This is a genomic window from Curvibacter sp. GW821-FHT01G03, assembly GCF_059422285.1.
Genome location: NZ_JBWKWP010000032.1, coordinates 1 through 19383, shown reverse-complemented (window position 1 = coordinate 19383; position 19383 = coordinate 1). Strand labels below are relative to the sequence as shown.

At 66.6% G+C, this 19383-nt stretch carries 16 protein-coding genes; 11 read left to right on the top strand and 5 right to left on the bottom strand.

What is annotated here, in order from left to right; all coding sequences use genetic code 11:
* Positions 1-49: 49 nt before the first annotated feature.
* Together AC07VS_RS27855 and AC07VS_RS27850 are read left to right on the top strand one after the other, a co-directional pair.
* The gene (locus AC07VS_RS27855; protein WP_492349756.1) at positions 50-634 is read left to right on the top strand and encodes a TetR/AcrR family transcriptional regulator; all 585 of its coding nucleotides are present in this window, start codon (positions 50-52) and stop codon (positions 632-634) included.
* Between the two features lie 198 nt (positions 635-832).
* The gene (locus AC07VS_RS27850) at positions 833-1930 is read left to right on the top strand and encodes an alkene reductase (RefSeq protein WP_492349755.1); all 1098 of its coding nucleotides are present in this window, start codon (positions 833-835) and stop codon (positions 1928-1930) included.
* 197 nt (positions 1931-2127) lie between these two features.
* Here the strand turns inward: AC07VS_RS27850 and ctlX are convergent, their stop codons facing one another.
* Entirely contained in the window at positions 2128-3063 is a 936-nt protein-coding gene (gene ctlX / locus AC07VS_RS27845; protein ID WP_494752585.1) for a citrulline utilization hydrolase CtlX, read from the bottom strand.
* A 52-nt stretch (positions 3064-3115) separates the two neighbouring features.
* Positions 3116-4165: an ornithine cyclodeaminase gene (gene ocd / locus AC07VS_RS27840; protein WP_494752584.1), complete on the bottom strand. Its 1050-nt coding sequence runs from the start codon at positions 4163-4165 to the stop codon at positions 3116-3118.
* A 137-nt stretch (positions 4166-4302) separates the two neighbouring features.
* Between ocd and AC07VS_RS27835 the strand changes: the two genes are divergently transcribed.
* Together AC07VS_RS27835 and AC07VS_RS27830 are read left to right on the top strand one after the other, a co-directional pair.
* A complete protein-coding gene (locus AC07VS_RS27835) occupies positions 4303-4728 on the top strand; it encodes an Lrp/AsnC family transcriptional regulator (protein ID WP_494658517.1) in 426 nt (141 codons plus the stop codon).
* 119 nt (positions 4729-4847) lie between these two features.
* Complete coding sequence (locus tag AC07VS_RS27830) at positions 4848-5156, top strand: hypothetical protein (protein ID WP_494658518.1); 309 nt, start codon at positions 4848-4850, stop codon at positions 5154-5156.
* Positions 5157-5166: 10 nt separating this feature from the next.
* Here AC07VS_RS27830 and AC07VS_RS27825 read toward each other — a convergent pair whose 3' ends face one another.
* The 3 genes from AC07VS_RS27825 to AC07VS_RS27815 form a co-directional block, all read right to left on the bottom strand.
* Positions 5167-6495: an LLM class flavin-dependent oxidoreductase gene (locus AC07VS_RS27825; RefSeq protein ID WP_494752583.1), complete on the bottom strand. Its 1329-nt coding sequence runs from the start codon at positions 6493-6495 to the stop codon at positions 5167-5169.
* 21 nt (positions 6496-6516) lie between these two features.
* A complete protein-coding gene (locus tag AC07VS_RS27820; protein WP_494752582.1) occupies positions 6517-8142 on the bottom strand; it encodes an ABC transporter substrate-binding protein in 1626 nt (541 codons plus the stop codon).
* Between the two features lie 149 nt (positions 8143-8291).
* Positions 8292-9314: an aldo/keto reductase gene (locus AC07VS_RS27815; RefSeq protein WP_494752581.1), complete on the bottom strand. Its 1023-nt coding sequence runs from the start codon at positions 9312-9314 to the stop codon at positions 8292-8294.
* A gap of 219 nt (positions 9315-9533) precedes the next feature.
* Here AC07VS_RS27815 and AC07VS_RS27810 point away from each other — a divergent pair, with 219 nt between their 5' ends.
* The 7 genes from AC07VS_RS27810 (at position 9534) to AC07VS_RS27780 (ending at position 19253) form a co-directional block, all read left to right on the top strand.
* Entirely contained in the window at positions 9534-10721 is a 1188-nt protein-coding gene (locus AC07VS_RS27810; RefSeq protein WP_494752580.1) for an LLM class flavin-dependent oxidoreductase, read from the top strand.
* A gap of 54 nt (positions 10722-10775) precedes the next feature.
* Positions 10776-12389: an ABC transporter substrate-binding protein gene (locus AC07VS_RS27805; protein WP_494752579.1), complete on the top strand. Its 1614-nt coding sequence runs from the start codon at positions 10776-10778 to the stop codon at positions 12387-12389.
* A gap of 53 nt (positions 12390-12442) precedes the next feature.
* Positions 12443-13981 carry an amidase gene (locus tag AC07VS_RS27800; RefSeq protein ID WP_494752578.1) on the top strand — a complete coding sequence of 513 codons (1539 nt, stop codon included), beginning with the start codon at positions 12443-12445 and terminating at the stop codon, positions 13979-13981.
* Positions 13978-15624: an ABC transporter substrate-binding protein gene (locus tag AC07VS_RS27795; RefSeq protein ID WP_494752577.1), complete on the top strand. Its 1647-nt coding sequence runs from the start codon at positions 13978-13980 to the stop codon at positions 15622-15624. Before AC07VS_RS27800 ends, AC07VS_RS27795 begins: the two co-directional genes overlap by 4 nt.
* A gap of 19 nt (positions 15625-15643) precedes the next feature.
* A complete protein-coding gene (locus AC07VS_RS27790; protein ID WP_494752576.1) occupies positions 15644-16720 on the top strand; it encodes an ABC transporter substrate-binding protein in 1077 nt (358 codons plus the stop codon).
* Positions 16717-17598, top strand: a complete 882-nt coding sequence (locus tag AC07VS_RS27785; RefSeq protein ID WP_494752575.1) for an NmrA family NAD(P)-binding protein — start codon at positions 16717-16719, stop codon at positions 17596-17598. Before AC07VS_RS27790 ends, AC07VS_RS27785 begins: the two co-directional genes overlap by 4 nt.
* Before the next feature lie 452 nt (positions 17599-18050).
* Positions 18051-19253, top strand: coding sequence for a porin (locus AC07VS_RS27780; protein WP_494752574.1), 1203 nt, complete (start codon positions 18051-18053; stop codon positions 19251-19253).
* Positions 19254-19383: the final 130 nt, after the last annotated feature.

Here is a 19383-nt window from a genome sequence, read left to right as displayed (position 1 = left end):
TCACTGGCTAATAGACGACTGGTCTAATACATCCGTACCATTCACTCCTATGAAACCCGCCCACGCCGACACCCGCCAGCACATTCTGGACACTGGCAATCGCATCATTGCCAGCAAGGGGTTCTCCGCCGTGGGTCTGAACGAGATCCTGCAGGCGGCCGAGGTACCCAAGGGATCGTTCTACCATTACTTCAAATCGAAGGAGCAGTTTGGCGAAGCCTTGCTCGAATCGTTTTTTGAAGGCTATCTGGGCCGCATCGACAGCCTGTTCGAACGCACCGATCTGAACGCCCGCGAACGCCTGCTCGCCTACTGGCAGCAATGGCAGTCCACCCAATGCCCCAGCGGCGGCGACCAGCCCTGCCAGGTGGTGAAACTCAGTGCCGAAGTGTCCGACCTGTCTGAACCCATGCGCATGGCGCTGCATGACGGCACCCAGCGCGTCACGGCACGGTTGGCCGAGGTGATCCGCGCTGGGCAGACCGATGGCTCGATGGCCAAGCTCGAACCCGAGGCCACCGCGGGTCTGCTCTACCAGCTGTGGCTGGGTGCCAGCCTGCTGAGCAAGGTGCACCGGCAGACCCAATCGCTGGAGCAGGCCATGGCGTTCACTCGGCAACTCCTCACCCCTTGAATCGGCTCAGCCTTTCAGGATTTTTTGAAACCCAAACTAGACGACCGGTCTAATTTAAATGGACAACACTCACGCCATCACCCGCCGCACCCAGGCGCCCCGGGCCGTTGGCACCGCGGTCGTCCCCACCCTTTGCCTTTCTCTGTCTGCCTCAACCCGGGCCCCTGTGGCTCTCTCAACCTGAAAGTCCTTGACCTCATGACCACCTTGTTCGACCCCGTCCAAGCCGGCGACATCGCCCTGCCCAACCGCATCGCCATGGCCCCACTGACCCGCAACCGTGCCCCCGGCGGCGTGCCCACGGCTGCCATGGCCGACTACTACGCCCAGCGCGCCAGCGCTGGCCTGATCATTGCCGAGGCCAGCCAGATCAGCCCCATGGCGCAGGGCTACCTCGACACCCCCGGCATCTACTCGACCGAGCAAGTGGTGGCCTGGCGGCAGGTGACCGACGCCGTGCACGCCCAGGGCGGACGCATCGTGCTGCAGCTGTGGCACGTGGGCCGCATCTCGCACAACTCGCTGCTGCCGGGCGGCGCGGCCCCGGTGTCGCCCACCGCGGTGGCCGCCAAGACCCACACGTTCACCGCCGAAGGCTTTGTGCCCGTGTCCACCCCTCGGGCCCTGGCGGATGACGAGATCCCGGCCCTGCTGGAGGACTACCGCCGCGCCGCACGCAACGCCATCGAAGCCGGCTTTGACGGCGTTGAAGTGCACGGCGCCAACACCTACCTGCTGGAGCAGTTTCTGCGCGACAGCGTGAACGACCGCAGCGGCCCCTATGGTGGCCCGATCGAAAACCGCGCCCGACTGCTGCTGGAAGTGGTGCGCACCGTGGCCACCGAGATCGGCGCCGGCCGCACGGGTCTGCGCCTGAGCCCCATCACCACCTTCGGCGGCAGCGCCCCGGTGGACAGCCAGGCCCAGGCCCTGTATGGCCACGTGGTGCAACAGGTGGCTTCGCTGGGCCTGGCCTACCTGCACGTGATCGAGGGCGAAACCGGTGGGGCGCGCCAGCCTGAAGGGGCCCCTGCCTTTGACTACGCCGCGCTGCGACGCGCCTTCCCGGGCACCTGGATCGTGAACAACGGCTTCAGCCGCAGCGAGGCCCTGGAGGCCGTGGCCAGCGGCACCACCGATGTGGTGGCCTTCGGCCGCCCCTTCATCGCCAACCCCGATCTGGTGCGACGCCTGCGCGAAGACGCCCCGCTGAACCCCTTGCGCGCCGACAAGCTGTACGGCGGCGGGACCGAGGGCTACACCGACTACCCCACGCTGGACGCTGTGACGGCCTGAGCGTGGGCTTGAGTGGGGCTTTTCACGAGGGATGGCCTCGGTGCGAGCCGCATTTCACCCCATACGGCTCAAAATGTGAGCCGATCCGAGTGACATGCGGACCCACACGGCGCACCCCTGGCACCCCCGCCTGATCAAAGCGACCCCAAGTGCTGCCAGGGCCTCACGGGCATTTGATACTGCCCGCGCGACCCGGGTCAACGCCGGGGCGCCAGGTGAATCCCAGCCAGCATGCAGCGCACCGAGCCACCGGCCATCTCGATGGTGGGCACGTTCAGCGGCAGCAGCCGGGCACTCTGGCCGATGAGGGCCTTCTGGGTCGGCGTCAGACTGTCGTGGGCACGCTGCGACAGGGCCAGCAGGCGCCCTTCCCGGCCTGACAACTCCAGCGCGTTGCCTGCAAACTCGGCAATCTGGCCTGCGCTCAGGGCGATCACCTCGCGGCCCGACTCTTCCAGCCGGGCCCGCAGTTCGGCGGCACGCCTGGCATCGGGGATCAGGTCCAGACCGACCAGCGCAAAATGGGTGGCAATGCACATCAGTACATTGGTGTGGTAGATCGGCTGGCCCTGGGCGTCGGCCGTGTCGAACACCAGGGGCTCGAAGCCGAAATGGGTGCAGAAACGCTCCAGGGCCACCGCATCGGCCCGGTTGGAGCGGGCCGTGTAGGCGACCCGGGCCACGTGGTCCAGCACCATGGCGCCTGTGCCTTCCAGAAACAGCCCGTCGGGCTCCAGCCCCGAGTAATCGATCACGTCCTGCACCCGATAAGTGCTTTTGAGCATCTCGATCACATCGCTGCGGCGCTCACGCCGGCGGCTGGGCGAGTGCATGGGATACAGCGCCACATGGCCGCCCGGGTGAGTGGAGAACCAGTTGTTCGGGAACACCGAATCGGGGGTGTCGCGCTCGCCATGGTCCTCAAACAGATGCACCCGCACACCCTCGGCCTCCAGCCGGGCCGCTGCTGCGGTGACCTCGTCACGCGCGGCTTCGGCGATGCGCTGGGCCGCCTCACGCTCGGCCGCCTGCTGGAAAGCATTGTCGGCCGCGGTTTCAGGGTTGGGGGTGAAGTGGTGCGGACGCACCATCACGACGGCCGCCGGGGCCTGGATCGAGGGCATGGAAGGCATGGGCTCAACGGTGTGCAAGCAACGGGAAAAAGCGCGGGGCGGCCGTGGCCGCTCAGGCCACGCGGCGCAAGGCGACCCGCGCGGCACTGGCACGGGTGTGGCGAAACAGATCCTTGGGGTCATCGGCCTCAGGCACCAGTTCGACCTCCACGCCCAGTTGGTAGCGGGTGGACTGTGCCAGCACGTAGCGCAAGGTGGCGTAGTCCTCCAGCGCAAAGCCCACCGAATCAAACACTGTGACCTGTTCGGCACTCTGGCGCCCGGCTTCAGTGCCGGCCAGCACCCGCCACAGGTCCACCACCGGGAAGTCGGCCGGCAGTTGCTGGATGTCACCCTCCACCCGGGTCTGCGGCTCGTACTCGACAAACACGCGAGCGGCCCGCAACACATCGGCATGCAGCTCGGTCTTGCCTGGGCAGTCGCCCCCCACCGCGTTCAGGTGCATGCCGGGCTCGATCATCTCGGGCGTGAGAATGGTCGCGCAGCGCTTGTCGGCCGTGATCGTGGTCACCACATCGGCCCCGCGCACGGCATCGGCGATCGAACTGGCGCGCCGGATCCGCAGCCCGGGGCAATGGGCCAGGTTGCGCACCAACTTGTCGGTAGCCCGAGGATCGAGGTCGAACGCAGCGATCTCATCAATGCCCAGGTGGTGGTGAAAGGCCAGGGCCTGGAACTCGCTTTGCGCCCCGTTGCCGATCAGGGCCATGCAGCGTGAATCGGGTCTGGCCAGGGCCCGTGCTGCCATCAGCGAGGTGGCGCAGGTGCGCAGCGCGGTGGCCAGGGTCAGCTCCGACAACAGCACCGGGTAGCCCGTGGCCACCTCGGCCAGCACCCCAAAGGCCATCACCGTGTACAGGCCCCGCCCCGTGTTGCCAGGATGACCGTTGACGTACTTGAAGGCGTAGTGCTTTGCATCGGACACGGGCATCAGCTCGATCACACCGATGTCGGAGTGGCTGGCCACGCGGGCCGATTTGTCGAAATCGGCCCAGCGCACGAAATCGTCGCGGATGGCATCGGCCAGTTCGCCCACAAAGCGGGCCACGCCCACCTCCTGCACCAGGCGAGACATGGTCGGGACATCGATGAAGCGGGTCATGGCAGGGTCTTTCAGGCTGCGCTCAGCCAGTGGGGATGACAGAATTTTTCCCGTGAGACGCGCCAAAATGAACCCTTCAATCTGTCACTTTTTACGGTTTAATGCACAGATTGCTTTATTCAACCGTCAATCTGCCCATGGACGACATCGACCGCCAATTGCTGGCCCTGCTGCGTGACAACGCCCGCCTGCCAGTGGTCGCCCTGGCTGCCAAACTGCGCGTGGCCCGGGCCACGGTGCAGAACCGCATCGCCCGACTGGAAGCCGACGGCACCATCGTGGGCTACACCGTGCGCCTGCGACCGGCCGCCGAGGCGCAGCGCATCCGCGCCATGACCAGCATCGCCGTCGAGGGCGCGCATGGCCCCGAGGTGCAACGCACCCTGCGCGGCCATCCCAACATCGTGGCCCTGTACAGCACCAATGGCCGCTGGGATCTGCTGGCCGAGATCCGGGCCGACAACCTCGAAGAGTTCGACCGCGTGCTGGGCACCCTGCGCACCGTGCCTGGCATCGCCAACACCGAGACCAGCTTGCTGCTGTCCACTTACAAGCTGGGCTGAAGCGGCGGTGCCTGAAGCCCGCCGCCCGACCGATGAACAACCACCTTGGTCGTCAGGGCGTGGGCCCACGCGGGGTTGAACCTTAGAACCGTGGCTTCCCGAACCCTCAGGAGGCCTTCATGTCCCCAACAATCACCAACGATGGCTGGTCAAACAAAGCCGGCACCGCCGAACGGGCCTGCAGCTGCCAGACCTGGAAGCAGCACTGGCTCAACTTCTCGGGTCGCCCCTGGCCAGCGCAATGCGCGGTGCAAGCCTGCGCCAGCCGCCCCACCCTGGGCGCGCATGTGATCAACCCTGCCGTGAGTGGCGAAAGAATCATCCCCATGTGCGAGGCCTGCAACCACCGATCAGGCCATTTCTCGCTCAAACCCGCCACGGTCCTGGTCAGTGCCAACCAGGCCGAGACCTGCGCCCGCAAGCGCTGACCGCCGCAGATCAAGCCACCTGGCGCGACAAACCCAGGTGATCCCGCAGTGTCGTGCCCTCATACTCACGGCGCGCCAGGCCCCGCCGACGCAACTCGGGCAACACACGCTCTGCAAAGTCGCGCAAGCCATTGGGCAGCACGGGCGCCATCACATTGAAGCCGTCGGCCCCATAGTTCACAAAGCGCTCTTCCAACTGGTCGGCGATCTGCTCGGGCGTTCCCACCAGTTGCCAGTGCCCCCGGGCACCCGCCACGCGCAGGTAGAGCTGGCGGATGCTGAGGTTCTCGCTGCGGGCCAGCTTCAGCGTCAGGTCTTGCCGGCTCTTGCTGGCATTGGTCTCGGGCAGCTCGGGGATGGGGCCGTCCAGGTCGTACCCCGACAGGTCCACCCCGCCGGTCAGTCCCGAGATCAGCGACAAGCCCAGCACCGGGTCGATCAGCGACTGCAACTGTTCAAACTTCTCCTTGGCCTCGCTCTCGCTGCTGCCCACCACCGGAAACACCCCAGGCATCACCAGCAGGCTGGCCGGGTCGCGCCCATGGGCCGCCATGCGGCCTTTGAGATCGGCATAGAAGCTCACTGCGTCCTGCAGGGTCTGCTGAGCGGTGAAGACCACCTCGGCCGTGCGCGCCGCCAACGCCTTGCCCGCTTCGGAAGATCCGGCCTGCACCACCACCGGCCGGCCCTGCGGCGAGCGCGCCACGTTCAGAGGCCCCTGCACAGAGAAGTGCTTGCCCTTGTGGTTGAGCACGTGCCGACGCGCCGGGTCAAACACCCGGCCACCCGCCTTGTCCCAGACAAAGGCGCCTTCATCCCAACTGTTCCACAGGCCCAGCACCACATCGGCAAATTCGCTCGCGCGCTCATACCGATCGGCGTGGGCCAGGTGGTGCTCCCGATTGAAGTTGCGCGCCTCGAACTCGCTCGACGAGGTGACCAGGTTCCAGCCCGAGCGCCCACCGCTGAGGTGGTCCAGCGAAGCAAACTTGCGCGCAATGTGAAAAGGTTCGTTGAAGCTGGTCGAAGCTGTGCCCACCAGGCCGATGCGCTCGGTCACGGCCGAGAGCGATGACAGCAAGGTCAAAGGCTCAAACTGCGACACATAACTGTGTGCCGTGCGGCTCAGCACCTCAGGCCGGTCGCCCCGGGTGCCCACGCCATCGGCGAGGAACAACAGGTCGAAACGCGCGGCCTCAGCGATCTGGGCCAGTTCGCGGTAGTGGCGGATGTTGAGGCCTGCGCCGGGCAAGGCATCCGGGTGACGCCAGGCCGCGATGTGGTGGCCGGTGGGGTACAGAAAGGCGCCAAAGCGCAGAAAGCCAGATCGTTTGGCCATGGGTCGGTCTCCAGGTTGCGCTCAGGGCGCCAGGTAAAGGTCGGCAAATGAATCGTTGAGGCCGTTCGAGTTCAGGGTGTGGCGGTGCACCCGCTTCTGGGCCACGGTCACGGGCTGGAAGGCGGCCAGGTTCACCACGGGCAAGTCCTGATGGATGATCTGCTGGAAGCGGAAGAACAGCCCACGCCGGCGCGTCAGATCGGGCTCGATGGCCGCCGCTTCCAGCAACTGATCGACCTCGGGATTGGCGTAATGGCTGGCGTTCGAGAAGCCCAGGCCCGGCTTGAAGTTCTTCGACCAGTAGCCCCGCTGCACACCCACCGTGGGATCGAAGTTGTTGTTGAGGTTGTTCACGGCGATGTCGAAGTTGCGATCGGTGTAGACCGCCTTGACAAAACTGCCGAAGTCATAGGCCGAGATGCTGGCGTCGATGCCGATGCGGTTCAAGGCCTGCCTCAGGTACTCGGTGGTGCGCCGATTGCCTTCTTGGTAGTAAGGGTTGTAAGTGAGGCGCAGCGCGAAGCGCTTGCCATCGGCCTTGCGGGCAAAGCCGGCCTCGTCGAGCAGGCGTTCGCTCAAGGCCGGATCGTAGGCATGCGGGCTGATGCGCAGATCACTGAACTGTTTGAGCACCGGCGTGATGGGCGTGGGCGAGCCCTCGGCAAAGCCGAACCAGGCCGTCTTGACCAGGGCCTTGGGATCAACCGCATGGGCGATCGCCAATCGCACTTTGGGATGGGCCAGCACGGGCGTGTCGAGGTTGAACTCGAACTGAGACTGCTGGCCGCCGTACTCGTAGCCCCGCGTGGTGATGTCCAGCGTGGGCAGGGTGCGCAGGCGGGCCACATCGCCCAGTGGCACCGGTGTGTCGCCGGCCAGATCGAGCTGGCCCGACTCGAGCGCCGCAGCGCGAGCCGCCGGATCGGGGATGATGCGCACCACAATGCGGTCGAGGTAAGGCTTGGGCTTGTCCCAATAGTCGGGGTTGCGCTCCAGGATGATGTGGCTGCCCTTGACCCACTCCTTGAAGACAAAAGGCCCCGTGCCAACAGGCTTGGTGTTGTAGGGGTTGGTGCGGATGTCCGTGCCCTCATACAGATGGCGCGGCACGATGGGTGATTCGCTGGAGGCCAGGGCGGTCAACAGATAGGGCGCCGGCTTGCTGAGCACAATGATGGCGGTGTAAGGATCTGGCGTGCGCACCTCCGATACATTGGCAAAGGTGGCCCGACCGCGCGGATGGAACTCCTTGAGCGTGAGGATGGAAAACGCCACGTCAGCCGATGTGAAATCGCGCCCGTCATGCCATTTCACCCCCCGCCGCAGCTCGAAGCGGTACTGAAGCCCGTCGGGTGACACCTGCCAGCGCGTGGCCAGCCGCGCCTCGGGCTTGAATTCGAAGTCATAGGCCAGCAGGCCCTCGACCACCTTGGTGCCCACCTTCTGCGGAAAGCCGAAGGTGTTGTCGATCGAGACGATGGTGGCGGCCTCGGGCACCACGCCGAACTGCAAAGTGCCCCCATGCACGGGCTGCACGGCCTTACCGGCAGCGGTCTGTGCACCGGCCACGCCGCACAGCCCCAGGCCGGCGCACAGTGCCAGCATGGCGACGGGGCGAGCCCCCTCGCGTGTCAATCGGATCAGCATGCTCACTCCAGAAGACAACAGGTACCGCCCCGGCAGACAGTGCCTGGGGAGGGATCGCGCAAATCCTATCGACGCCCCCGGCGCCGACTTAGACGGATTTCAGAGATGGAATCTTGGAAATCAACGGGCGGCCAAGCCACCTGGGGTCCTCAGGACGCTGTCGGCAACACGAACGGCACCCGACCCTCGACGGGGTGCCCAGGGTCGGTATACCCAGGGGTAGAACTGTGCCCTGCCGGCACCAGCCGGTTGACCAGGGCCTCGTCCTCTGGAGTCAGCACCACGTCTTGTGCCTTCACATAGGCCTGCCACTGCGCTTCGGTGCGCGGGCCGGCGATGAAGGAGGTGATGAGCCGGTTGTTCAGCACCCAGGCCACGGCCAGCTCGGCCGGCGTGATGCCGCGGGCTTCGGCGTGCTCACGCAACTGGCGAGCGATGCGCAACGATTCGGGGCGCCACTCGGTCTCAAGCAATCGCTTGTCGGCACGTGCTGCCCGCGAATCAGCGGGCGGCGGCGCATCGGGGTCATACTTGGCGGTCAGCACACCGCGCGCCAGCGCGCTGTAAGAAACCACACCCAGGCCGTAGTGAGCGGCGGCGGGCAGTTGCTCCACCTCGGCACTGCGGTCCACCAGGTTGTACAAGGGCTGGCTGGCCACGGGGCGGTCGATGCCCTCTGCATCCGCCAGGTGGGCGACCTCGGCAATGCGCCATCCCCGAAAGTTGGCCAGACCGAAATAGCGCAGCTTGCCGGCGCGCACCAAGTCGCCCAGCGCACGGACCGCCTCGCCCAGGGGTGCCTCGAAGTCGGCCCGGTGCAGGTACAGCAAGTCGATGTAGTCGGTGCCCAGACGCTTCAGGCTGGCCTCGACCGCCTGCACGATCCACTTGCGCGAGGTGCCGCGCTGGTTGGGCCCCGGGCCCATGGGGTTGGACAGCTTGGTCGCCAGCACCCAGTGGTCTCGGTCGCCCTGCAGGGCGCGGCCCACCACCTCTTCGGTGCGGCCCTTCTGGTAGGCGTCGGCCGTGTCGATGAAGTTGACGCCTTGCTCGCGGGCACTGGCGATGATGCGGTGCGAGGTGGGCTCGTCGGTGGCACCGCCGAACATCATGGTGCCCAGGCTCAGGCGGGACACGCGCAGGCCGCTGCGGCCCAGGTAACGATAGGTCATGGGATGGGTTTCCAGGTTGGAGAAAGGGCACGGCCGACAGGCGCCGCAGGCCTGCCGTGACGCGGTCTTTTTTCATTCTAGGAACGCACCACCCCCGCGCAAGCCCCGCCCAGCAACGATTTCCAAGAATCGACATCCGAAATCGGCATAGCGGACCTGAAGCGCCGCGACCCAGAATGCGCTCTCACTTGTCACCTGCCCGAGCACGCTTCAAACACCATGTCACTGCCATCTCATGCCGGGGCCCTGGTCGGCCTGGACCGCTTTGCCGCCCCCACCGATTTCCCGGACAGCCCGCTGTCTCAAGCCCTGAAGCAGCCCGTGCTGCTGGGCCTGTTCCTGCCCATCCAGGCCGGTGGTTGGAGCGCTTCCACACTGCCGCGCAGCACCGATTGGCGCTTCGATTACAACCGCGATCTGGTGCTGAAAGCCGAGGCGCTGGGCTTTGACCTGGTGTTCGCGCTGTCGCAGTGGCTGCCCAAGGGGGGCTATGGCGGCGTGTTCGATGGCAACGCCCTCGACTCATTCATGACCACCGCAGCCCTCACCTCGGTGACGCAGCGCATCATCCTCATCTCGACCCTGCACGTGCTGTATGGCCCCTTGCACCCGCTGCACCTGGCCAAGTGGGCCGCTACCCTGGACCACATCTCGGGTGGGCGCTGGGGCATCAACGTGGTCACCGGGCACCGTGAGCTGGAGCACCGCATGTTTGGCTGGGACCGCATCGAACACGACCACCGCTACGACCTGACGGCAGAGTTCATCGAGGTGGTGCAACGCCTGTGGAGCGACCCCGAGAACTTCAGCTACGATGGCCGCGAATCGAGCTGGAAGCTGCAGGGCGCGTTCGTCAGCCCCAAGCCCCGCTATGGCCGCCCGGTGCTGGTCAACGCCACCGGCTCGGTGGCCGGCTTCGAGTACGCGGCCCGCTACTCCGACATCGTCTTCATCACCAGCCCGGCGGGCTCGGACTTTGCGAGCGCCGTGCAGGCCCTGCCCGCCCACATCGCCGACCTGAAGGCCCGTGCCCGTCAGCAGGGCCGCGAAGTGCGCACACTGTTGAACCCGCTGGTGATCAGCCGTGACACCGAGGCCGAGACCCGTGCCTACTACGACGCCATCGTGGCCCACCAGGACCCGACAACGCCCCAGGGCTTCAACAGCCTGGCCAGCGACGCCCATGCCTGGAAAGGCCGGGTCGGCATCGACCCGCCAAGCCGCCGGGCCATCGGCGGCAACATCGAAGTGGTGGGCACACCCGAACAGGTGGTCGAGCAATTCGTGCAGTTGCACCGAGCCGGCGTGGACGGCCTGCAACTGAGCTTCTATGACTTCAAGCCCGACCTCGAGTACTTCGGCGACCGCATCCTGCCGCTGCTCAAACAGGCCGGCCTGCGCCTCTGACCGCCCCCCATCAAACCCAAATCACACCAAGAGAAACCGACTTTGGAACCCACCATGACCCAGCGCCTGCCCCAACTCAACCGCCGCCTGATCGCCCTGCTGCTGGCCGCCCTGCCCCTGACCGGCACCAGCCTGAATGCCAGCGCCCAGGCCACGGCCGCCAAACCGCAAAGCGGCGGCACCCTGACCCTGGCCACCGACCTGGAGCCGCCATCGCTGGTGTCCTTTCTCGACACCAACACCCGCATCCGCAACATCAGCGCCAAGATCGTCGAGGGCCTGCTGCGCTACGACAGCCAGTTCAAGCCCCAGCCCTTGCTGGCCACCAGTTGGACGGTGAGCCCCGACGGCCTGCGCTACACCTTCAAGCTGCGCCCCGGCGTGAAATGGCATGATGGCAAGGACTTCAGCGCCGTCGACGTGCGCTTCTCGCTGCTGGCCCAGAAAAAGCAGGGCCCGCGCGGCCGCATCACCCTGGCCAACCTCGAGCGGGTGGACACGCCCGATCCGCTGACCGCCGTGTTGGTGCTGAGCAAGCCCACGCCCTTCCTGCTGAAGTCGCTGAGCTCAGCCGAGCTGCCCATCGTGCCGGCCCACCGCTACACCGAGGCCGACCCGCTGACCAGCCCGAACCAGAGCGCGCCGATCGGCACCGGCCCCTTCGTGTTTGCCGAATGGGTGCGGGGCAGCCATGTGCTGCTCAAGAAAAACCCCCATTACTGGCAGGCTGGCAAGCCCTACCTGGACCGCGCCGTGATCAAGTTCATCGGTGACCGCGCCAGCATCGTGGCCGCGCTGGAGGCCGGCGAAATCGACGTGGCCACCAACATCAACCTGGCCGATCTGGACCGCCTGGCCCAGAACCCCAAGGTGCAGGTGGATGACAGCTACGACGGCTTCCTGAACAATGCCGCCTTCCTCGAGTTCAATGTGGAACACCCCATCCTGGCCAAGCCCGAGGTGCGCCAGGCCATTGCGCACGCCATCGACCGCAACGCCCTGCGCACCACGGTCTACTACAAGCGCGCCGAGGTGGTCAATTCGCCCGTGCCCAGCGTGCTGTCGAGCTACTACGACGACAGCACCTTCCAGTACCCCTACGACGTGGCCCGGGCCAACCAGTTGCTGGACCAGGCCGGCTACCCGCGCCAGGCCAATGGGCAGCGCTTTGCGCTGCGCATCACCAACATCCCGGGTGCCGACTTCAAGCGCAGCTCGGAGTTTTTGCGCAATGCGCTGGGGCGCGTGGGCATCAAGGCCGAGCTGCAGGACGGCGACATGGCCAGCTTCTTCAAGCGTGTCTACACCGCCCGCGACTTTGACCTGAACATCAATGGCCTGGGCCGCCTGTTCGACCCCATCGTGGGCGTGCAACGCATCTACTGGTCCGACGGCGTCAAGAACCCGCTGATCTGGATCAACGCGGCCCACTACAACAACCCCCAGGTGGACGAGCTGTTCCGCCAGGCCGCGGTGGAGGTGGACGAAGGCAAGCGCGCAGGCCAGTTCAAGCAGATCCAGCAGATCGTGGGGCGTGAGCTGCCGGTGTACCCACTGGTGACCGTGCCCGGCCCCTCGGCCCTGAACAAGCGCGTGCACAACTTCTTCAACAGCATCGACCTGCACGCGGGCGACTGGTCCGACACCTGGGTGGAAGGCGGCAAGTAAGCCGCTCCTGCCAGCAACACCATCCCACCAGATTCACCGAAAGCGAGCCGCCCATGAACGCACCCGCCGACACCCATCACCTGAAGACTGCCTTGCTCAACCGCCTGAGCCATGCCTCGGCCACCGAGCAGGCACGCGCCCTGGCCGAAGGCCAGGTCAGCGCCAGCGAACTGCTGGAGCACAGCATCGAACGCATTGCGCGCCTGAACCCGGCCATCAACGCCCTCGTGGTGCTGGACCTGGAGCGCGCCCGAGCTGACGCCCGGGCCGCCGATGCCGCGCTGGCGCGGGGCGAGCGCCGCCCGCTGCTGGGCGTGCCGGTCAGCGTGAAGGAGAACTTCGATGTCGCCGGCTTGCCGACCACGGTGGGCAACCCGGCCCAGACCGGCAACCTGGCCGCGCAGGACAGTGCCGCCGTGGCCGGTCTGCGCGAGGCCGGCGCCATCGTGCTGGGCAAGAGCAACGTGCCCCTGGCGCTGGCCGATCTGCAAAGCTACAACGCGGTCTACGGTCTGAGCCGCAACCCCTGGGACCCGGCCCGCACGCCGGGCGGCTCCTCCGGTGGCTCGGCCGCCGCCCTCGCTGCTGGCTTCGTGGCGCTGGAGTTGGGCACCGACATCGGGGGCTCGATCCGCATTCCGGCCCATTTCACGGGCGTCTATGGGCACAAGACCAGCCAGGGCCTGATCAGCCTGCTGGGCACCGGCCTGCCCGCCGGCCGCCAAGGTGAACGCGACCTGGCCGTGGCGGGCCCGCTGGCCCGCAGCGCTACCGACCTGGCGCTGGCCTTGCCGCTGCTGCTCAACTGCGACCCACGTCGCAACAAGACCTGGCGCGCCACCCTGCCGGCGCCACGGCATCAACGGCTGAGCGATTTCCGCCTGCTGCTGATCGATCGATGGCCGGGCACGGAGGCCAGCCTCAGCGAGCAGTCGGTCAGCCAGCGGCTGAAGCAGGCCGTGCAGGCCGCGGGCGGCCGGGTCAGCCGGGTGAGCGAACTGGCCCCCGGCCTGCTGCCCGATCTGGTGGCCGCGCACGCGCTCTACCGCAGCCTGCTGGGCTCATCGCTGGCCGACCCGCCAGCGCTCAGTACCGGTGCACAACAGCGTCTGGCAGCCCTGACGCCCGAAGACCACAGCGCCGACGCTGCCTGGCTGCGTTCGTTTTCATTGAGCCACCGCGACTGGCTGCGCCTGGACGAGGCCCGCCTGCAGGTACGCGCGCAATGGGCACGCCTGTTCGAGCAGTTCGACCTGGTGCTCAGCCCCGTGGCCCCACTGCCCGCCTTCGAGCACAACCAGCAAGAGCCCAAGGACGAACGAAGCTACCCCGTGGCCTTCGCCGACGGTGTGCGCCCAGTGCGCTTTCTGGACCTGTTCCACTGGGCCGGCCTGCCGGTGCTGCCCGGCCTGCCCGCGACCAGCTTTCCGCTCGGGCTGGACGAGGATGGCCTGCCCATCGGCGGGCAGGCCGTGGGCCCCTTCCTGGAAGACCTGACACCCATCCGCTTTGCCGAGTTGCTGGAGGCCCAGCAAGCCGGCTTCATCGTGCCCCCGGGCTGGCACAGCAACGAGGAAGGGAACACGCCATGAACCCCTTCCACGCCACCGCCGAAGCTGATACAGCCGGCACAGGCCTGTCACGCCGTCAATTGCTGGCCCAGACCAGCGCCGCCGGCCTGGGCGCCCTGCTGCCCTGGGCCCCGACCCAGGCGGCCACACCGCCCCTCGCGCCGCAACGCGGTGGCACCCTGGTGCTGGCCATCTTCCCCGAGCCGCCGGTGCTGACCACCATCGCCCACACGGCCAACAACAGCTACTTCGTCAGCGCCAAGGTCACTGAGGGCTTGCTGGACTACGATTTCGACCTCAACCCGCAAGCCCAGCTGGCCTTGTCGTGGCAGGTCTCGCCCGATGGCCTGCGCTATGTGTTCAAGCTGCGCCCCAAGGTGCTGTGGCATGACGGCCAGCCCTTCACCTCGGCCGATGTGGCGCACTCGCTGAACCTGCTCAAGGAAGTGCATCCGCGTGGCCGCGCCACCTTCGCCAACCTCAGTGAAGTGCGCACGCCCGACCCGCTGACGGTGGAACTGCGCCTGTCGGCCCCGGTGCCCTACCTGCTGAGCGCGCTGGCCGCCTCAGAATCACCCATCGTGCCCAAGCACCTCTACAGCACCGGTCGGGCCGAGTCCAACCCGGTGAACAACGCCCCCATTGGCACGGGGCCCTACCGCTTCAGGGAATGGGTGCGCGGCAGCCACCTGGTGCTGGAGCGCAATCCCGACTATTGGGACAAGCCGCGCCCCTACCTGGACCGCCTGGTGATCCGCTTCATCCCCGACGCCGCCGCGCGCAGCGCTGCCCTCGAGGCGGGCGAGGTGCACCTGGCGCCCAACACCCCGGTGGCCCTGGCCGATGTCGGCCGGCTGCGGGCGGCCGGCAAGCTGCATTTCAGCAGCGAGGGCTACCAGTACGTGAACTCGGTGTTTCGGCTCGAGTTCAACCTGGAGCGCCCCTTCTTCAAGGATGTGCGGGTGCGCCAGGCCTTCGCTCACGCGCTGAACCGCCAGACCATCGTCAAGACGGCCTGGTACGGTCTGGCCAGCTCGCCTCCCGGGCCGGTGGCGCCGGGCCTGAAGCGTTTCTTCCATGCCGACCTGGCCGTGCCAGTGTACGACCCTGATCGCGCCAACCGGCTGCTGGACCAGGCAGGCTACCCGCGCGGGGCCGATGGCGTTCGGGTGCGCATCACCCACGACCCCATGCCCCACGAAGGCGGCCTGCGCACCAGCGAGTACATCAAGCAGGCCCTGGGCAAGGTGGGCGTCGAGGTGAGCCTGCGCAGCAGCGACTTCAGCACCTACATCAAGCGCATCTACACCGACCGCGACTTCGACTTCAATTTCGGCGGCATGAGCAATACCTTCGACCCCACGGTGGGCATCCAGCGCCTGTACTGGTCCAAGAACTTCAAGCGCGGCCTGCCGTTCTCCAACGGCTCGGGCTATGCCAACCCCGAGGTCGACCAATGGCTGGAGGCCGCAGCGATCGAAACCAACCTGGCCAAACGCCAGGCGCAGTGGATAGCCATCCAGAAAGCCATCGTGCGCGACCTGCCCGACATCACCCTGGTGGCGCCCGACAACCTGACCGTGTCCAGCCCCCGTGTGCACCAGCACACCGTGAGTGCGCTGGGCGTGGCCGGCAACCTGGCCCATGTGTGGCTGGCGGCCTGAGACCCTGAACGGAGACCCCATGAGCAACACCGAGGCCACCCCGGCCGACACCAGCACGGACGCCCCTGGCACCGTGCTCTGGTACACCCGATGCCCCGTGCCCTCGCCGCTGGGCATCGCCGCCCGCCTGGGCTGGCTGGAGGCCGAGTTCCAGCCCCTGGGCCTGCAGGTCAAATCGATCATCGACAGCCCGTTGAAGGCCATCCGCGAAAGCCATTTCAGCCACCACCTGGCCTGGTCGTTCCGACAAGGTGGCAACATCCCGCCGTTGTGGGCGCGCGCCCAGGGCGCCGCCACCCGGCTGGTGGCCCTGACCTGGACCGATGAATTCCAGGCGGTGATCGCCCGGCGCGACAGCACGCTGCGCAGCGCGGCCGACCTGGCCGGCCGACGCCTGGGCGTGCCCTTGCGCGCTGGCGAGACCATCGACTTCCACCGGGCCACCGCGCTCAAGGGCCTGTACTCGGCGCTGGGCACGGCCGGCCTGAGTTGGAGCGACATCGTTCCGGTGGATCTGCCGATCACCGAGCCCGTGCTGCTGGGCCCCGGCCACGCCAGCCTGCATGGCCTGCGCCGTCGCCACCCCTACTTCGCCGAGATCAGCGCGCTGGAACGCGGCGAGGTCGATGCCGTGTTCGTGAAGGGGGCCGAGGGCATCGTGGTGGCCAACCTGATCGGCGCCCAGACGGTGGTCGAGACCGGACGTCATCCCGACCCGCGTGTGCGCATCAACAACGGCACCCCACGGCTGCTGACGGTGGATGAAGCCCTGGCCCGCGACCGGCCCGATCTGGTGCGACGCCTGCTGGCCGTGGTGCGCCGCAGCGGCGAGTGGGCCGCAGCTCACCCCGACGAGACGCTGCGTTTCGTGGCCCGCGAGATTGGCAGCACCGAAGAGGCCGTGCTGGCCAGCAACGGGCCCGAGGTGCATCGCCATCTGGGTCTGAGCCTGGCACCCGAGTTGCTCGACGCGGTCGACCATTTCAAGGGCTTCTTGCTGCAGCAGGGCTTTCTGGTCGCCGACTTTGATGTGGCCGGCTGGGTCGACGCCACGCCGCTGGAGAGCCTCAGCCACCCCGTGCCGGAGGCGGCATGAGCCCGCCACGGCCCCACCCGGACCCGCGTCCGGTGCTGGTGGGTGGCGGCAGCGGACGCCTGGGTCGCCTGGTGGTGGCCGGCCTGCTGGCCCAGGGCGTGCGAGTGCGCGTGCTGAGCCGGCAGAACACCTTGGCCGTCCACCTGGCCCAGGCCGGTGTGGAGCTCAGCCAGGGCGAGCTGGGCGAGCCGGGCACCTTGCAGCGCGCCTTGAGCGGAGTGAGGGCGGCGTTTCTGCTCTCCCCCATCAGCCCCGATCTGGCCCGGCACCAGCGCCACTTTGTGCAGGCGGCACGCCAGGCCGGCGTACCCAGGCTGGTCAAGCTCTCGGGCTCGGCCTGGACCCTGGAGCACGGCCGCACCTGGAGCGGCGACGCCCACCGTGAGGTCGAGCAGGCCCTGGCCGACAGCGGACTGCCGCACGCCGTGCTGCGCCCCAACGCCTGGGCCCAAGTGGTGCTGGCCCCGCTGGCCGCCGCGCTGCGGGCAGGCGATGTGCTGGGCGGCGGCTTTGGTGAGGCCCAGGTGTCGTACATCGACATCCGCGACATCGCCGACGTGGCCGTGCACACCCTGCTCCACCCGGGCGCCCTGCCCAGCACACCGCTTGAATTGACCGGGCCCGAGGCCCTGAACCACGCCGAGTTGGCCCAGCGCCTGAGCGCGCTGGCCGGCCGACCAATCCGGTGGCAAGCCCCTGCGCCGGCCCCAGTGGCCCCCAACCCCAGCTACCTGCAACAGGTGCACGCCCAGTTCTATCACTGGATCAGCAGCGGTGTGGCCGCCGCGGTGACCGACACCGTGGCACAAACCCTGGGCCGGCCGGCCCGCCGCCTGGACGGACCGGAAGGCTTTCTGCGCGAACTGCTGAGCGACTGAGCGGCCGCACGGTGCCCAGCCACTCGCCCCATGCCGGCCCCTGGCCGGCATTTTTCATGGTGCGGCAAAAGCCAGACTGTGGTGATTTGACTACAGCCGGTTCGAATATCGATATCTGATGAAGAAAGGGGGCCAGCTGATGTCATTTGAATTTCACATGCATGCAGTTTTGATTACTTGCAATTCACATCAAATTAATCTGAAAAGCCAAGACTCAGCCATTTAATGACAGGCGACTTTCAAAAACCCATGTGTGCCGAAAATATCCATCGATGGTTCTTTGAATTCCTGATATGGGCCAGGCCGAGGGCTCTCTAGAGTCACAACCTAAGACCTGAACAGAGGCCCCATGACCGAAATGAATCGGCCGACGCCCCCTGCCCCATGACCGGGTTCAGGTCTTGAAATCACCTTTCACCTCGATTCACCTATTAACTCCATCAGGAAAACCCATGCAGATTCGATTTGTCCGCTCCGCCCTTTCTACCGCCGCCGTGCTGACCCTGGCCTTGGGCGCCAGCGCCCACGCGCAATCGTCCGTCACCCTGTTCGGTGTGGTGGACCTGGCCTTTGAAAGCGTAAAAAGCAACGCTGGCCGCCAAAGCGGCATCGCCCCATCGGGCAACACAGCCAGCCGCCTGGGCTTTCGCGGCACCGAAGACCTGGGCGGCGGCTTGGCCGCCAGTTTCTGGCTGGAAGCCGCCATTGCAGCCAACAGCGGCATCGGCAGCAGCGGTACCAACACCAATAACGGCGCCACCTCCACAGGCGCCGTGGCCGCCGGCGGCCTGACCTTCAACCGCCGTGCCACCGTGAGCCTGTCGGGCAACTTCGGAGAAGTACGCCTGGGCCGCGACATCGTGCCCAGCTTCTGGAACTACACCGTCTTCGATCCCTTTGGGGCCGGCAGCGTGGGCGCCATCATCACCAACTACACCGGTGCCGCCGCCACCTTTGTGCGGGCCTCCAATGGCGTGAGCTACCTGCTGCCCACCAACCTGGGCGGCTTCTACGGCCAAGGCACGGTCGCTTTCGGCAACCAGGCCAGCACCGCCACCCAGGTCAACAGTGCGGGCACCACCGTGGATTCGTCCGACAACGGCCGCTACTACGGTCTGCGCGCCGGCTTCGCCAAGGGCCCGTTCGACGTGGCAGCCGCCTACGGCCAGACCAAGTACATCAACAACGGTGCCCAGTCGTTCGGAAATGCCACCAACAGCCTAGGTGCCTTCGGCACCTTCGGCAACTACACCGACACCAACTTCGGCGGCTCGTACGACTTCGGCGTGGCCAAACTGCTGGCCACAGTCTCACAGCAGAAGTACAACGACTTCATCAGCCTGGGCAACACCAAGGCCGTCAAGGGCTGGTCGCTGGGCGTGAATGCACCGGTGGGCACCGGCAATGTGCTGGCCCAACTGAGCAGCGCCAAACTCGACAGCGCCGGCAAGGCCAACAAGTTTGCCGTGGGTTATGTGTACAACTTCTCAAAGAGCACCGCTGTTTACGGCACCGTGTCGCGCGTGAGCAATTCGGGTGGCGCCAGCCTCAATGCTGCCTCGTTCAGCTCGGCCGGCTTTGGTGGCGTGAACGGTGCCGCCAACGTGAATGGATCCTCCACAGGTATTGACGCCGGCATCCGCGTGCGTTTCTGATCTTCTCCAAACCCGCTTGAATGCCAAAGCCGCCACCTTCGGGTGGCGGCTTTTTTGCGTGTGGTTTTCATGCCAAAAAAAAACCCCCAGTCATCGACTGACCGAGGGATTCAACTGACGAAAGTCAGAG

Bases quoted from the DNA above. Each gene is read 5' to 3' on its own strand.
- AC07VS_RS27855 (WP_492349756.1), top strand. From the start codon at position 50: ATGAAACCCGCCCACGCCGACACCCGCCAGCACATTCTGGACACTGGC.
- AC07VS_RS27850 (WP_492349755.1), top strand. From the start codon at position 833: ATGACCACCTTGTTCGACCCCGTCCAAGCCGGCGACATCGCCCTGCCC.
- ctlX (WP_494752585.1), bottom strand. From the start codon at position 3,063: ATGCCTTCCATGCCCTCGATCCAGGCCCCGGCGGCCGTCGTGATGGTG.
- ocd (WP_494752584.1), bottom strand. From the start codon at position 4,165: ATGACCCGCTTCATCGATGTCCCGACCATGTCTCGCCTGGTGCAGGAG.
- AC07VS_RS27835 (WP_494658517.1), top strand. From the start codon at position 4,303: ATGGACGACATCGACCGCCAATTGCTGGCCCTGCTGCGTGACAACGCC.
- AC07VS_RS27830 (WP_494658518.1), top strand. From the start codon at position 4,848: ATGTCCCCAACAATCACCAACGATGGCTGGTCAAACAAAGCCGGCACC.
- AC07VS_RS27825 (WP_494752583.1), bottom strand. From the start codon at position 6,495: ATGGCCAAACGATCTGGCTTTCTGCGCTTTGGCGCCTTTCTGTACCCC.
- AC07VS_RS27820 (WP_494752582.1), bottom strand. From the start codon at position 8,142: ATGCTGATCCGATTGACACGCGAGGGGGCTCGCCCCGTCGCCATGCTG.
- AC07VS_RS27815 (WP_494752581.1), bottom strand. From the start codon at position 9,314: ATGACCTATCGTTACCTGGGCCGCAGCGGCCTGCGCGTGTCCCGCCTG.
- AC07VS_RS27810 (WP_494752580.1), top strand. From the start codon at position 9,534: ATGTCACTGCCATCTCATGCCGGGGCCCTGGTCGGCCTGGACCGCTTT.
- AC07VS_RS27805 (WP_494752579.1), top strand. From the start codon at position 10,776: ATGACCCAGCGCCTGCCCCAACTCAACCGCCGCCTGATCGCCCTGCTG.
- AC07VS_RS27800 (WP_494752578.1), top strand. From the start codon at position 12,443: ATGAACGCACCCGCCGACACCCATCACCTGAAGACTGCCTTGCTCAAC.
- AC07VS_RS27795 (WP_494752577.1), top strand. From the start codon at position 13,978: ATGAACCCCTTCCACGCCACCGCCGAAGCTGATACAGCCGGCACAGGC.
- AC07VS_RS27790 (WP_494752576.1), top strand. From the start codon at position 15,644: ATGAGCAACACCGAGGCCACCCCGGCCGACACCAGCACGGACGCCCCT.
- AC07VS_RS27785 (WP_494752575.1), top strand. From the start codon at position 16,717: ATGAGCCCGCCACGGCCCCACCCGGACCCGCGTCCGGTGCTGGTGGGT.
- AC07VS_RS27780 (WP_494752574.1), top strand. From the start codon at position 18,051: ATGCAGATTCGATTTGTCCGCTCCGCCCTTTCTACCGCCGCCGTGCTG.